The organism is Kitasatospora sp. NPDC096140 (assembly GCF_040303045.1).
GTDB lineage: Bacteria > Actinomycetota > Actinomycetes > Streptomycetales > Streptomycetaceae > Kitasatospora.
Genome location: NZ_JBEOUW010000028.1, coordinates 40,049 through 54,436, shown reverse-complemented (window position 1 = coordinate 54,436; position 14,388 = coordinate 40,049). Strand labels below are relative to the sequence as shown.

Annotated in this window: 13 protein-coding genes; 2 read left to right on the top strand and 11 right to left on the bottom strand. The window is 72.9% G+C overall.

Annotated features, from left to right (window positions below; genetic code table 11):
* Positions 1-11 precede the first annotated feature (11 nt).
* The gene (locus tag ABT048_RS26625; protein WP_350524028.1) at positions 12-803 is read right to left on the bottom strand and encodes an enoyl-CoA hydratase/isomerase family protein; all 792 of its coding nucleotides are present in this window, start codon (positions 801-803) and stop codon (positions 12-14) included.
* The gene (locus ABT048_RS26620; protein WP_350524027.1) at positions 800-2,002 is read right to left on the bottom strand and encodes a CaiB/BaiF CoA transferase family protein; all 1,203 of its coding nucleotides are present in this window, start codon (positions 2,000-2,002) and stop codon (positions 800-802) included. Before ABT048_RS26620 ends, ABT048_RS26625 begins: the two co-directional genes overlap by 4 nt.
* A 121-nt stretch (positions 2,003-2,123) precedes the next feature.
* Between ABT048_RS26620 and ABT048_RS26615 the strand changes: the two genes are divergently transcribed.
* Positions 2,124-3,029, top strand: coding sequence for a LysR family transcriptional regulator (locus ABT048_RS26615; RefSeq protein ID WP_350524026.1), 906 nt, complete (start codon positions 2,124-2,126; stop codon positions 3,027-3,029).
* A 196-nt stretch (positions 3,030-3,225) separates the two neighbouring features.
* Here ABT048_RS26615 and ABT048_RS26610 read toward each other — a convergent pair whose 3' ends face one another.
* Both ABT048_RS26610 and ABT048_RS26605 read right to left on the bottom strand, forming a co-directional pair.
* Entirely contained in the window at positions 3,226-3,912 is a 687-nt protein-coding gene (locus ABT048_RS26610) for a class I SAM-dependent methyltransferase (RefSeq protein ID WP_350524025.1), read from the bottom strand.
* 117 nt (positions 3,913-4,029) lie between these two features.
* Positions 4,030-5,604, bottom strand: coding sequence for an HD domain-containing phosphohydrolase (locus ABT048_RS26605; protein WP_350524024.1), 1,575 nt, complete (start codon positions 5,602-5,604; stop codon positions 4,030-4,032).
* A gap of 36 nt (positions 5,605-5,640) precedes the next feature.
* On the opposite strand from ABT048_RS26605, the gene ABT048_RS26600 reads away from it, so the two are divergent.
* Positions 5,641-5,778 carry a hypothetical protein gene (locus ABT048_RS26600; RefSeq protein ID WP_350524023.1) on the top strand — a complete coding sequence of 46 codons (138 nt, stop codon included), beginning with the start codon at positions 5,641-5,643 and terminating at the stop codon, positions 5,776-5,778.
* Between the two features lie 162 nt (positions 5,779-5,940).
* On the opposite strand, the gene ABT048_RS26595 is transcribed toward ABT048_RS26600, so the two are convergent.
* The 7 genes from ABT048_RS26595 to ABT048_RS26565 all read right to left on the bottom strand — a co-directional run bounded on the left by ABT048_RS26595 (position 5,941) and on the right by ABT048_RS26565 (position 14,062).
* Positions 5,941-6,768, bottom strand: coding sequence for a hypothetical protein (locus ABT048_RS26595; protein WP_350524022.1), 828 nt, complete (start codon positions 6,766-6,768; stop codon positions 5,941-5,943).
* Positions 6,769-6,991: 223 nt separating this feature from the next.
* Entirely contained in the window at positions 6,992-8,011 is a 1,020-nt protein-coding gene (locus ABT048_RS26590) for a peptidase (RefSeq protein WP_350524021.1), read from the bottom strand.
* Positions 8,012-8,024: 13 nt separating this feature from the next.
* Positions 8,025-8,540, bottom strand: coding sequence for a hypothetical protein (locus ABT048_RS26585; RefSeq protein WP_350524020.1), 516 nt, complete (start codon positions 8,538-8,540; stop codon positions 8,025-8,027).
* 270 nt (positions 8,541-8,810) lie between these two features.
* Positions 8,811-10,946, bottom strand: coding sequence for a SpoIIE family protein phosphatase (locus tag ABT048_RS26580; protein ID WP_350524019.1), 2,136 nt, complete (start codon positions 10,944-10,946; stop codon positions 8,811-8,813).
* A 400-nt stretch (positions 10,947-11,346) separates the two neighbouring features.
* Positions 11,347-12,834 carry a S8 family serine peptidase gene (locus ABT048_RS26575; protein WP_350524018.1) on the bottom strand — a complete coding sequence of 496 codons (1,488 nt, stop codon included), beginning with the start codon at positions 12,832-12,834 and terminating at the stop codon, positions 11,347-11,349.
* A gap of 78 nt (positions 12,835-12,912) precedes the next feature.
* On the bottom strand, positions 12,913-13,239 hold the full coding sequence (locus ABT048_RS26570; RefSeq protein ID WP_350524017.1) for a hypothetical protein: 327 nt from the start codon (positions 13,237-13,239) through the stop codon (positions 12,913-12,915).
* A 4-nt stretch (positions 13,240-13,243) separates the two neighbouring features.
* A complete protein-coding gene (locus ABT048_RS26565; protein WP_350524016.1) occupies positions 13,244-14,062 on the bottom strand; it encodes a DUF6424 family protein in 819 nt (272 codons plus the stop codon).
* Positions 14,063-14,388 lie beyond the last annotated feature (326 nt).

The following is a 14,388-nucleotide window of genomic DNA, read 5'->3' as shown; positions in this document are numbered from 1 at the left end:
GGCGGGGCGGGTCAGGCGCCGGTGAAGTGCGGGGGGCGGTGGTCCCGGCGGGCCTGGACGCCCTCGCGGAAGTCGTCGGTGGTGAGCGTCACCGGCTGGGCGAGCGCCTCCCAGGCCAGCGCCTGCTCGACGGTGAGCGGGCCCTGGGCCAGGCCGCTCCTGGTCAGCCGGACGGCCAGCGGTGCGGCGGCGGCGATCTCGTCGGCGGTCTCCAGCGCGGTGCGCAGCACCTGGCGGGCCGGCAGCGCCTGCTGCACCAGACCGATCGCGGCGGCCTCGGCTCCGCTCAACAGCCGTCCGGTCAGCAGCAGTTCGCGAGCCCGCGGCAGGCCGACGGCTTCGGCGAGCAGCGCCGTGGTGGCCATGCCGGGGTGCAGGCCGAGCCGGACGAACGGTGCGCCGAGCTTCGCCTCCGTGGCGGCGTAGCACAGGTCGCAGGCCAGTGCCAGGGCCAGTCCGGCGCCCACCGCATGGCCGTTGACGGCCGCGATGGTGGGGACTGGCAGCTCGCGGACGGCCAGCCAGCTCCGGTAGAAGGCGGTCAGCCGTGCCCGGGCGGTGGTCAGGTCCTGGCCGTGCCCGTCGGCGAGGTCACCGAGGTCGGCTCCGGAGCAGAACGCGGGGCCGGCGCCGGTGACCACGACGGCCCGGAGCCCGGGGTCGGCGTGCAGTGACCGCATCGCATGCTGCCACTGCTCGGTGAGCCGGGCGGTCATCGGATTGCGCTTGTCGGGGTGCTCGAAGGTGAGCACGGCGACACCGTTCGGCCGGTGTTCGACGCGCAGGGGTTCCTGCTCGCTCATCGGGTCTCCAACGGGGTTCGGGTGGTGGGGTGGTGGCCGATCTCGGCGAGGACCTGCTCGGTGTGCTCGCCGATCCGCGGGCAGTGCCGCCGCAGGCCGGCCGGGGTGGCGCCGAACCGGACCGGTTCGCCGATCAGGCGGTAGCGGCCCTCGGTGGGGTGCTCGACCGTCCTGAGCAGGCCGCCCTCGGTGGCGTAGGCGCTCGCCGCGGCCTCGTCCAGGCTCAGCACCGGGGCGGCCGGGATGCTCGCCGCGTCACAGAAGGCGCGCCACTCGGCGGTGGTGTGCCGGCCGGCGAACTCGTCCATCAGCGCGTGGAGTTCGTCGGCGCTGCGGGCGCGGTCGGGCAGCGTGCCGAAGCGCGGGTCGTCGGCCAGGTCGGGGCGGCCGACGAAGGTGAAGAAGTCGCGCCAGTTGCGGTCGCTGTAGGGCAGGATGCACATCCAGCCGTCCGCCGTGCGGGCCGCCCGGCGGACGGGGCTGAGCGCCCGCGCGTAGCCGATCGGGCCCTCGGGCGGGTCGAGCGTGGCCGCCGCCAGGTGCTCGACCAGGTTGAAGGCCAGCATCGTGTCGGCCATCGGCACCTCGACGTGCTGGCCCCGGCCGGTGCGGTCGCGGTGGTGGAGCGCGGCCAGCACCGACTGCGTGATCACCAGGCCGCAGATCTTGTCGGCGAGCACCGTGGGGACGAAGTACGGTACGCCGCTGACCTGTTCGTTCAGCCAGACCAGGCCGGAGGCGGCCTGCACGATGTCGTCGTAGGCCGGCCGGGTGCCGAGCTCGGAGTCGCTGCGGAACCCCTGGGCGTTCAGGTAGACCAGGCCGGGGTTGACGGCGGCCAGCTCGGCGTAGCCCAGGCCGAGGCGGTGCAGCGCCTGCGGGCGGATGTTGGTGATGAACACGTCCGCGGTCGCGATCAGCGCGAGCAGCGCGTCGCGGCCGCCCGGGGCCTTGAGGTCGATCGCGACGCTGCGCTTGTTGCGGTTGAGGTTGAGCGCCAGCACGCCCATGCCCGGGTTGCGGGTCGGCGGGTAGTGGCGGGTCATGTCACCGCCGGGCGGCTCGACCTTGATCACGTCCGCGCCGAGGTCCCCGAGCTGCCGCGCCGCGTACGGCGCCATGATCACACTGGCCAGCTCGACCACCCGCACGCCGTCCAACGGCCCGGTCGCACCGGCCTGTTGCGGTTCTGCCGACATGACACGTCTCCGATCGCCATCGGGATCGACGTGGCTCGCCGATCCGGTGACCATCAGTCAAATCCCGGGCGTCCCATACCGTCCAATACTTCTTACAGCCGTCTTTCATATGCTGGACGATATGGAACTGACCCAGCGCGTCCTCCAGCAGTTCGTGGTGCTGGCCGAGGAGCAGCACTTCGGCCGGGCCGCCGAGCGGCTCTCGATGAGCCAGCCGCCGCTCAGCCAGGCCATCCAGCGGCTGGAGCGCGGCCTCAAGGTGGTCCTGTTCGACCGGGGGTCGCGCGGTGTCCGGCTCACCCCGGCCGGCCGCGCGTTCGCCGAGGACGCCCGGCGGCTGCTGGACACCCAGGCGGCCGCCGTCGAGCGGGTCCGGCGGATCGCGGCCGGTCAGGAGGGCGAGCTGCGGCTGGGGTTCATCGGCAGCCTGGGCTACCAGCTGGTGCCGCGCCTGCTGCGCCGCAGCCACACCGAACTGCCGGGCCTGCGGCTGCACCTGAGCGCGCACCCGTCCACCGAGCTGGTCGGGATGCTGCAGGCCGGGGCGCTCGACCTGGCGCTGGTCCGTCTCCCGGTCGCCGGCACCGAGGGCCTGTCCGTGCGGCGGCTCGGCACGGAACGGCTGGTCGCCGCGCTGCCCGAGCAGCACCCGCGCGCCGCCGCGCCGTCGCTGGACCTGCGCGACCTCGCCGCGGAGGCGTTCGCGCTCCCCAGGCCGGGCGCCCTGCCCGGGCTCGCCGAGCAGGTGGCGCTCGCCTGCGCCCGGGCCGGATTCACCCCGCGCCCGCTGGGCCAGGCGGACGACCTGCCGGGGCTGCTCGGCTTCGTCGCCGCCGGCCTCTGCCTGGCGCTCGTCCCCGAGCAGGTGCGCTCGCTGGGCGTCCCCGGGGTGGTCCACCGCCCGCTGCTCGGCGGCTCGCCCTACCTGGAGAGCACGATCGCGGCCGTCCACCGCCCGGACGGCCCGGACGCCGCCGTGCACCGGCTGCTGGAGATCCTCGCCGCCCTGGAGCCGGCGGCGGACTGAGGCGGGCGGGCCCCTCCCCGACGGGTGACCAGTCCTCGCGGCCCCGGGCGAACACCCGGTCCCGCACGGCCGGCACCGCGTCGACGGTGCCCGGGGCGCCCTTGAAGACGGTGCCGGGGCACCCTTGAAGACGGTGCGCCCGAGTCGGCCGCCGCTCGCGAACCGGGTCATCCACTGCGCGGTCTGTCTCCGGAAGTCAGGGCGCCTCACGGGTTCGGGTCCTGGTGGTTCCGTGCGGGTGCGGGCTCGGGGCGTCGACCTTCTGCGGCCGCCGCGCGGTGCCGAGGATGAGCGGACGGGCGAACGGAGGCGCCTTGGGCAGTTCGCCGTGCTCGACGGACCCGACTTCGAAGCCGGCAGCCTCGATCGAATCGAGGGTCGGGCGGTTGCATTCACAGCAGACCAGCAGGCGGTTGAACCAGTTGAAGCGGTCCTGGGTACGGGCGAGCTGCGGGTCTCGGGAGCGTACGTGTTCGAGGAAGAGCAGCTGTCCGCCAGGGCGCAGTACTCGGCCGATCTGGCGCAGGGCGCGCGGCTGGTCGGCGACGCCGCACAGGACCAGGGTGGAGACGACGGTGTCGAAGCTGTCGTCCTCGAAGGGGAGGTCCTCGGCCGGGGCACGGAGCACGGTGGTGTGCGGTGCCGCTTCCCGGACGTGCCGTTCGAGCCGGCGGAGCATCGCGGCTTCGGGCTCGGTAGCGGTCAGGGAGACTACGTCGGGGCCGTACAGTTCGAGGTTGGCGCCGGTCCCGGCACCGATCTCCAGGACTTCACCGGTTGCTCGGGCGATCAGCCGGCGCCGCCGCTCGCGCAGCCCCGCCTCCTCGGCCCGGGCCATGGCGCGGTCGTAGACCAGTGCGAAGAACGCCGTGTGGATGCTCATGGCTGCCTCGATTCCTCACCACCGGGCCCACCCGCCCGGTACACCTTCGACGCTACGGACCGGGGGCGGGTATCGCGTGGGGCGGTTGCCCCATCTTTCGCGTCTTTCGCGGCGTCCTCACGCGGTGGCCGGCTCGGCCTGCGGCAGCAGGCCGTGCTCCAGGGCGAAGAGGCAGGCGCCGGCGCGACTGGAGGTGTCGATCTTGGCGTAGATGTGCTCGACGTGGTTGCGGGCGGTCTTCGGGGAGATGACCAGGCGGCTCGCGATCTCCTTGTTGGACAGGCCGCGCGCCAGCAGCCGCAGCACGTCGACCTCGCGGCCGGTCAGACCGGCGGGTCCAGCGGTTCGACGGGGAACGCGGTGCCCCGCCGCGGCGAGCACCGCCGCGACGGCCTCCGCGTCGAGTCGGCCGGCCGCGGCCTCGGCGCGCAGCTCGGCGGCGGCCTGCGGTGCGGTCAGCGCGTCCCGGTGCGGCCGTGGCTCGATCATGGAGCGGTAGGCGTCCGCCGTGCCGAGGATCCGCGCCTGCCGGGAGATGGCGGGCGCCGTGAGTCCGCGCGGATAGCCGGAGCCGTCGAGCCGCTCCCGGTGTTGCACGGCGATCGCCCCGAGCGGTGCCAGCGTCGGCGACTGGCAGAGCATGCGCTCCGTCAGGTAGGGCTGCAGGCGTACCCGTTCCCACTCGCCCGTGCCGAGCGGCCCGGGCTTGTCCCAGATCGCGTTCGACACGCCCAGGCGTCCCAGGCCGTGGAGCAGGGCGGCCTGGTGGAGTCGGGCCCGCTGCTCGACGGTCAGGCCCAGACCGGCGGCGGCCGCGTCCACCAGCTCGGCCACGGCCCGCGCATGTCCCAGGGTGTAGGGCGACTTCAGGTCGACGAAGTCCGCGACGGCCAGCAGCGCCTGCTCGAACTGCTCTCCGCCCAGCCACACCCCCAGCGCCGGTTCGGCGGCGATCACCGCCTCCCAGGTGTGCACGGCGTCCAGCTCGCCGAGCACCGTCTCGGCGTCCCGGCACAGCACGGCAGCGAGACGGGGGTCGAACTGGGACCCGGCGCGCCGTTCGGCCAGCGCCGTAGCGGCCGCAGTGCCGCCCACGCGGTGCGCGACCTCGGTGAACTCGGCCAGCTGCGCCAGGCGCGACGCGATCGGTACGGCTTCGCCCTTGACCTCCCCGGGCCATCCGCGTCCGTCCCACTGCTCGTAGGAGGCGGCCACCGCGCGCCGGACGGAGTCCGGCAGTCCGAGTCGCCCGGCCAGCGAGGTGGCCAGGGCGGCATGGCCGCTGATCATCCGGTCCACCTCGTGGAAACCGCCCAGGGCGAACTCCAGCCCGACCCGCAACCGGTGCAGCGGCGGGTTGCCCGACCCGACCAGCCGCACCGCCGCGACGGCACCGGCCAGGCTGCGCTGCTCGTAGCGGTACTTGCCGGCCTTCAACGCGATGTCGTCACCGAACCACTTCGCCTGCTCGTGGGCATCCGAGTGGCAACCCACGTTCACCAAGAGTGCCGTGTAGTAGACGGCGACCCGCTCCTCGTCGTCCAGGCCGATCCGCTCGGCCAGGCGCAGGGCGATCAGGCACTGGCGCAGCACGTGCTCCATCGGCTGGCCGAAGCCGAGGTCGACGCCCAACGACAGCGCGGCGACCAGCTCGGCCAGCCGCAACCGCGGACCGGCGTCGCTACCGCTCACACCACGACCCTACGCCGCCGTCGAGCGGGCCGCGGCGTGGCGTCCGGGTCCAGCCACGGCTTCCACGTCCACCACGACGGCACCTCCGCCCAGCCGGCCCTCGCCGCCACCGGCCGGAGCTCGAACTGCTGCGTCACCCGGATCGGCGGCCTGCACGGCGAGCCGAACCTGTGACGGTGGACTCGGCTGCGGCCCGGCACCGTTCATCGGCCGTCGAGACGACACGGGCACACGATCGCAGTTGACTTGACTGATCGTCAGGTCGGCAGGTGGTGGAGGTCCCCCGCGAGACGGCGGACCTCCACCACCTCCCGCTACGTCCACGCGGGCCGAGTGCTACCAGTGGTCGTGGTCGTCGCAGTGGTCATGATGCCCGTCGTGGCCGTCATGCCCGTCGCCGTCATGCCCGTCCTGGTCGCCGTGCCCGTCGTGGCCGCCATGCCCGTCGCCGTCATGCCCGTGGCGCTTGATCGTGGTGGGGTCGGTGGCGGTGTGGGTGGTGCCGTCACCTCCTCCGGTGACGGTAGCGATGTTGGTGACCCGCTCACGGGCGTGGCAGGAGACGTCGACGGTCAGGGTGATGGGTGGGTAGCTCTGACCGGCAGGCAGGATGTCGCTGCGCGTACAGGTGAGGGTGGCCGGACTGCAGGTCCATCCCGCGCCGGTGATCCTCTCGGCCCGAAGACCTTCGGGGAGGCGGTCGTGGACGGTGACCGTGGTGCCATTGGTGGGGCTGGCCGTCGCGAGGTTACCCACCGTGATGGTGTAGACGCCGTCCTCGCCCTGGATGAAGGGGTCCGTGTGACTCTTGGCGATGGTCAGGCTGACCGGGACGACCGTGAACGTGAGGCCGGTAGTGCCGACACTGCCGGCTCTGACAGTGCCGCCGGGGCCCGTGGTGGTGCCACCGGGCTTGGTGAGGCCGATGGCGGTGAAAGGCTCGACCACCGGCGGCGTCGCGTCGCCGACCTGGGCGACGTAGGTGGGTTGAACCGTCGCCGTCCAGGCTGTGGCCAGGACGATCGCCAGGACGGCCAGCCCGGTCAGCGTGACCGCACCCGCCCTCCGGGCCCGCGCCCTCAGCCAGGATCGGAACATGCCGCCCGCACCTCCCGTGCCGCGGCTTCCTCCGGCCCGCCCTCTCCCGTGTCCGAACACCGACATCTCCGCTTCCAACCGTCGGGAACAAGCTGTGGATACTCATAGTGACTTGACCATTACTCGAAGCATCCGCACCGCCGGGGGCGGACGAGAGGTGTGCCGGCGTCGGCACGCCGGCGAGGACGGCGCCGGCGCAGAAGGAGCGGTGACGCGCTCGACGAGGACCGTCATACGTCGCTCACGGAGCAGATCAGCCGGCTGCAGGGGCGGGTCATGGTCGGAGTCGTCATCGACGGCGCCGGAGGAACCTGGAGAGCAGCAGGCAGAGAGCGGCGAGGGCGAGGGCTGAAAGCCAGGCGACCACCGAGGTGGGGAAGTCCCCCTGCAGGGCGACCGACGCGGCGTCCGCTCCGACGCTGCCGGGAGTCGACGGGAAGGTGAGGGTGGCGCGGGCGTTGTGCTGGACCAGGCCGCTTCCGAGCGTGAGCTCCCCGGTCCACGGGCCGTTCGGCAGTGTTGCGTCCACTGGGACGACCACCTCCCCGCGGTCGCCCGGAGCCAGTGTGGCGCCCGTCCTGGCGGTCGAGAACGGTCCGGCGTGCTGTCCGGCCGGCCCGGAGAGGAGGGACAGTGTCCCGCCGATGTCCAGGGCGCGACCCCCCGTGTTGTGGATCCGGGCGCGAACCTCTCCACGCCCGTCGCCGGCTCGGGCCGGGTAGAGCCGTTCGATCGTGAAGTCCGAGGGTGGCTCGTCACCGCGACCGACGTCGACGTACATGCGGACGCCCACCCGACCCAGCACCGTCAGAGGGTGCGAGCGATCCGCGGGGGCGCTCGTCTGCGCCCAGATGACGCCGTATCGCTCCCCGGCGACGGCGTCCCCGGGCACGCGGATGGTGGTGCGCACCCGCGCCGTTTCGGAGGGTGCCAGCTCAAGGTCCGTCGCATCGAACGACGTCCAGCCGGTCAGCTCGTCGGGGGTGCGCTCCGGCGCGAAGGTGAACTCACCCTTCGCGATGGTGGCTGCCGCGGCGTAGACGTCGACGTGCATCGGTGTGGACGACTCGTTGGTGATCTCCACCCGCCGTTCGATGGTCGAGCCGGGTGCGAGGTGGTCGACGATGTAGGCGTGCGCTCTGGGATCGGCACGGCGGTTCTCCGGAGCGTCGAGCAGCTTGATGGCGATGCTCCTGCCCGCGGCCGGGTCCCGGGGGGAGGGTGCCCCGGGTGCCTGCCCCGCCGCCGGCATCACCCCGGTGGCCTGTACGAAGGCCAGCATCAGCAGGAGAACCCAGAACCGGCGCACACCCTTCGTTCCGTCAGGCAACGGACTGGGTCAGCGTTCCGGTGTAGGTTCCGCCGACCGCGCTGGCGGGCACGTTCACGGCGATTGTCGGGTTCCAGCTCGCGGTGTTGTCTCCGACACCGGCGCTCCCGATGAGCACCGTCTGCGCGGAGTTGCTCAGCGTCACGTTCACCGGGGTGGCGGTGATGGTTCCGGTCGTCGTCACCGTCCCGACCGTGTAGGTGGCATCGGCGGCGGGAATGGTCGACGATCCGTTCACGAAGTCCGTCTCCGCCGCGGTCACCGTCCAGGAGGCCGAGAGGAGCGCGCGGTCGTCGGTGACGGTACAGGGGCCGATCGGTGCGCTGATCGTGGTGCCGGGCGCTCCCGAGCCGAGGGTGGCGCTGGCCGGTACCGACATCGTCAGTGCGCCGGTCGTGACGGTGAACGTGACCGTGGTGCTGGGGTCGCTGTCCGCGGTGGCGATGCCCGGCTGGACCAGGGCGAGAACGGCGGCTGCGACCGCGACGGACAGGCTTCGTGTACGCATGATGGCTCCTGGAATCCCGCCAGAGGACGTTCTGGCTGACGGCGGACATGCCGATTGACGCGCCCCAGACAATCCGGCGCGACCTGTTCACACAAGCCGACGCGCGCCGCGTTGCGCCACACGAATGGCGATATCTCAGCCGGAGAGAAGCCCGGCTCGCCTCCCCGGCGCCCTCAAGCCGTCTGACGGCACGTCCGACGGTGAACCCGCACGCGGGCCACGAGAGGATCCCCCTGATCGGCCGCACCGGCGGCTGCTGCTGTCGGAGGGTCAAGCCGCCAGCGGGAACTCGCACCAGACGTTCTTGCCGCTGCCGAGCGGCTCCACGCCCCAGCTCCCGGTGAGGGCGTCCACCAGCAGCAGGCCGCGGCCGGAGGTGGCGGTCTCGCCGGGGGCGCGGCGGCGCGGCAGGACGCTGGAGCGGTCCCGGATCTCCAGCCGGATGCAGGGGGCGGTCCCGGCCCGCAGCTCTATGGTCAGCAGTGCGCCGCCGTCGGTGTGGACCAGGGCGTTGGTGATCAGTTCGTCCGCGGTGAGTTCGACGTCGGACAGCAGGTCGGTCGCACCCCACGCGGCCAGGGCCTGGCGGAGCATGGCCCGGGTCTCCGCCAGCCCCTCCGGGTCGGCCTGGTGGACGTGCTGGGTCATCTGCCGGGTGGCGTGGGCGCCGGGTACGGCTGCGCGGTGCAGCAGCAGAAGTGCCACGTCGTCGCTGCTGCCGAGGCGGCTCGGATGGCCGCCGCAGAGGTGGTCGGCGAGCGCCTCGGTGTCCCGCGGGCCGTCGCGCAGGGCGTCGGCGAGGGCTTCGATGCCGTCCGTGATGTCCCGGCCGGGGTGTTCGACCAGTCCGTCGGTGCACAGCAGCAGGGTGTCCGCGGGGTTGAGGTCGAGGCGGGTCTCCGGGTAGCCGTCCTGGCCGAACACCGTGGCCACGCCCAGCGGCAGGCCGCCGCGGACGGCGGGCCGGCCGGTCGGGCCGGCGCTGTGCCGCACGAGTGGTTCGAGGTGGCCGGCCCGCACCAGGCGCAGCGTTCCGGTCTCCAGGTCGGCGTCGACGTAGATGCAGGTCGCGGACCGCTCGGTGTCGAGATCGGCGAGGAACCTGGACGCGCGGGCCATGACCGTGGCGGGGGTGTGCCCCTCCGTGGCGTAGGCCCGCAGGGCGATCCTCAACTGACCCATGATGGCGGCCGCGTGACTGTCGTGCCCCTCCACGTCGCCGACCACCAGGCCCACCCGCCGGCCCGGCAGGGGGATGACGTCGTACCAGTCCCCGCCCACCTCGCGTCCGCTGCGGCCGGCCCGGTAGCGGACGGCCACCTCACCGCCGTTGATCTCGGGGATGCGGCGCGGCAGCATGGTGGTCTGGAGCGTGGTCGCGAACTCGCGCTCCTGGTCGAAGAGCATGGCGCGTTGCAGGGACTGCGCGACCGCGCTGCTGAGCGCGATGCAGATGTTGCGGTCCTCGGTGCTGAACTGGTGCCTGTCCCGGTAGAAGAGGCCCAGCGCGCCGATGGAGCGGGCCTGGGCGGCCAGGGGCAGGAAGGCCGCCGCCTCGATCCCCATCTCCTCGGCGTAGGGCAGCAGGCGGGGGTAGCGGGTGGTGAGTTCGTCCCTGGTGCCGAGGAACCGCGCGCGTCGGGTGAGCACGGCCTCGGACAGGGGCAGGCCGTCCCCCAGGTGGGTCAGCGACAGGTCGTCCCGGGCCCTGAGCTCCGCCGACGGCTGCTCGGTCGCGGCGACGACGCGCATGACGTCCCCGTCCACCAGCCCGAGGGCCAGCCCGTCCGCCCCGAAGCGCCGCAGGCCTTCGCTGTCGGTCAGCACGCTGGTCACGTCGTGGACGGTGACGGCACGGGCGAGGGCGTCGGTGGTGGCGCGTACGGAGTCGGTCTGGCGGCGCCGGTCGGCGGCGAGCGTCCGCATCCCCTCGGCGTGGGCCAGCTCCTCCTCGGCATTGCGGACGATGCCGACGATGCGGTACGGGCGCGCCTGCGCGTCGCGCAGGATGCGCCCCTGGGTGTGGGCCCAGCGCAGCGTCCCGTCGCGGCAGACCAGGCGGAAGTAGGACGCGAAGGTCAGGTGGCCCTCCCGCAGCGCGAGCGACACGGCCTCGTCGAGCCGCTCGCTGTCCGTGGGCAGGACCCTCGCGGAGAGTGACGCGGGCTCCCCGTCGAACTCGTCGGCCCGCAGGTCGAACACGTCCAGGCCGACGTCGTCGAGGTGGTAGGTGCCCTTGTCGAGGTCCCAGTCGAAGCTGCCCATGCCGTTGAGCGCCAGCCGGTCGTTGGCCGCGGTCGGCTCGGTGTCGTCCCGGGGGGCCGAGGGCGACGACGGGGCGCGGGCGGACACGGGGCGGACGGCCTCGGGGTGGTCGCCGCCCGGAGACCTGGACGTGTTCGCCATGGCAGGGCTCCCGTCCGATCGATGGCCCCGCTGCCGGATCGTCCGCGACCGGCTCGCCCCCTGCCACTGCGGTCACGGAGGGTGGCGCACGCGCGACCACGGGGCACATCGGGTGCTCCGTCGCCGGCGCCGGGTCCGTTCCTGGAACGCCTGGTCAGTCTATCCAGGGGGCGACGGCTCGGCATCGACGCAGGTGAGCGGCGGGACCGGCCCACGCGACCGTAGCCGACGCGGGGCACGGGACGGGGCGGGGGCGGGGCGGGTCCGAAGGGCCGAGGCCCGCGCCGGGAGCTGCGCGGGCCTCTCCGTGCTCCGGAACCACTCGTGCACGTCAGGGCGGAAGCCGTCCTTCCCGGAAGCCGCCCTTCTCAGAAGTTGGCCTTCTCAGAAGCGACCCTTCTCAGAAGTTGGCCTTCGCGAACGCCAGGGCCGCACTCACGTTGGCGAGTCCCGGCCCGGTGGCCTTGTCCGGGCCCGGCCCGGCCGGATTGTTGAACCGGGGGTGGTTGTGGCCGGCGGTCACGTCGGTGGCGGTCTTCACGAGCGCCTCCGTCACCTGCTCGACCGTCATGTTCGGCCGGCCGTTCTGGCCGAGCAGGACGGCGGCGGCGCCGGCGATCTGCGGGGCGGCCGCCGAGGTGCCCGAGAAGAGCGCCCAGGCGTCGTCGACGGCCGTGCCGTCGGGGGTGTCCGGCATCTGCCCGTCGCTCGCCTGGCTCTGCTCGACGTCGAGCTCGCAGCCCGGCTGCACGGGGAGCATCAGGTACTGGGCCCGCGGCAGCATCCCCACCAGCCCGCAGACCGTGGGGACGATCTCACCGGGGAACCAGGGGCTGGCGTACCCGCTCGCGTAGTCGGACGCCTGGATGCCGAGACCGCGGTCGACGAACACGCCGCCGGCCGCGATGACCCCGGGGACCTGCGGCTCGACCGAGAAGTGGCCGTTGCCGGCCGAGAACACCACCACGATGCCCTTCTCCACCGCGTCCTTGATCTCCAGGATCCAGACCCGGGACGCCGCGGGCGGCTGCGCGGACAACGGCGGGAAGTCGAGGTCGCCGCCCCAGGAGTTGGTGAGCACCTTCGGGTGGGCGGCCTTCGCCTTGAGGAAGCCGGCCACGGCGCTGGTCAGGTTGCCACTGGCGTCGCTGGCCCGGAAGAACTTCAACTTGGCACCGGGGGCCACGGCGAAGATGTTGGCCGACTCCCCCGTCCCGTGTCCGATCGGGTCCTTGGCGGGGCTGGTCCCCGGCACCACGGTGACGACGGGATCGACGTCGTAGCCCTGGAGGGTGAAGAAGGGGTGCCGGTAGTGCCCGGTGTCGACCATGGCGACGTCCACGCCCGCGCCCACCGCGCCCTGTCCGTGCGCAGCGGTGGCGCCGAGCAGCATGGCCACGTCGCCGGGGAGCCGCAGGTGGAACTTGGTCACGTTCGGTGGCTGCGGGCTCGGCGACAACCGGTAGCAGGAACGCGGCTGTTCGAGCACGACGGCCTCGATGTCGTCGGCGTCCGGCGCGGCCCCCACTCCCCGGGCCTCCGGCTGGCCCGGACCCTCCAGGTCGAGGTGCGTCACGTAGCGGCGACGCCCGATCGACACGTGCTGGAGGGCCTCGTACGAGGTGACCCGGCCGCCGGTCAACTGCTCGTAGGCCGCCGGCGATCCGTAGACCGTGAAGCCCAGCCGGCTCTCGGCGGTGACCGTGAGCCCGGCTTCCTCCGCCCGTTCCTTGGCCCGGGCGCGGATGGACTCACTGGCCCGGAAGGGTGCGGCCGAGGTCAGGTCGACCGCCTCGGTCATCGGCGTCCCGCCCTCCGACCGCGCCGACACGTAGCCGAACACCAGGTCGGGAGGAAGTTGCCCGTTCTGCGTTGTCTTGGGAAGCATCATGTCTCCTCAGTGGATGAACCGGGCCTCGGCACCCGGGAGAACCGTCGTCGGTCGTCGGTCGTCGGTCGTCAGTCGTCAGTCGTCAGTCGTCGGGGGAATGGGGGAATGGGGTTCGGGCACCGGCAGCACGGTGACGGACCGCACGGCCTCCCGGAGTTCGTCCGGGACGGGCAGCGCCTCCGCACCCGAGGAGTCGACCGGACCGTGCCCGAACGCCTCCCGGAACCGCGCCGCCGGGCCGGTGACCAGCGCGCCGGCCGCCATCGGCAGGACCGAGATCCCGCGCCCGGCGCACCAGTCCCGCAGGGCGTCGAGCCGCGCCCCGCCGCCGGCCCGCAGTTCGACCACGGCCTCGACGGCGCCCGGTCCGGCGCCCGGTCCGCGGCCGTGTGCCGTGTCCATGGCTCTACGCGGCCGCCCGGGGCGGCGCCGCCGCACCCGGCGCCGCCGCACTCGGGGCCGGCCGGCCGTACTGCTGCGCGAAGGCCGTCAGGGCCATCGGATGGTCCGCTCCCAGCAGCAGCACGTCCCCGTTGGCGCGCGCCCGCTCCAGCTCGGGGTGCAGCGCGGACTCCTGCGCCGCGAAGAGCACTTGCACCCGCCCGTCACCGGAACCGCGCTTCGCCACCGGGGCCACCGCGACGGCCTGGCCGACCGCGTCGACGACCCACAACTCGAAGTCGTCCCGTTTGAAGAAGACGATCTCGGTCACCGGGCTCGGGTAGTGGTGCACGCCGCCGCCCTGCGGCAGCGCCGCGGAGTGCACCTCGTGGGGGAGCGGCACGCTGGCGTTGCAGATCGAGTCGGTCCACCGCTGCACCCCGGCGGCATCCGTGATCGGGGTGTCGAGCAGCTCCCTGATGCCGAGCTCCTCGACCGCCTCCGGACAGAGCGCGTACAGCCGCTTCGCGTTCCGCCGCAGCAGGTCGACCTTGGCGGGGTCGGCACAGAACTGCGCGGACCACTCGATCCCGACCAGGTTGCGGACCAGGTACCAGCCGTCGGAGTCCTTGAGCCACAGGCCGCCGCCGTGGTGGTCCTCCACCGGCTCGGCGCCGTAGAAGGGCCTGTCGAGCGTGTCGGTCAGCCGGTGCATCGCGGCCCGCGCGACCCGGTACTCCGCAGAGTCGGCACGCGGCGGGTGCCCGGGGATGTTGATCGTCCAGCCGAGGTCCTCGGACTCGGTGTGGGGCGTGGTCGGATCGCTGTTCGCTGCGGCAGTCATGGAAACCTCCCATGAGCTGAGCCTGTACACGTCGGGGCAAGATTTACATGCCACATTTACGTTGTATCTCCAGACTGCGCGCTGCGCCGTGACGGGTCAAGACCGTACGGGCACGTACCGGCAATGGCCGGGCACTGCGGCGGGCGCCGGCCACGATCACGAGGGGATCAGCCACGCGACCCCGACGGATTCCTGTGTACGTTGTCAGCTTCCCCTGCCTACCTCGTGACCACCGAGTCCGATTTCGGAGACGACCGACCCACCAGGCGGACAGGGTCGAGCAGGCGCCCTGCACATCGCCCCGAGTCGCGACGCTCCCCCGCGCG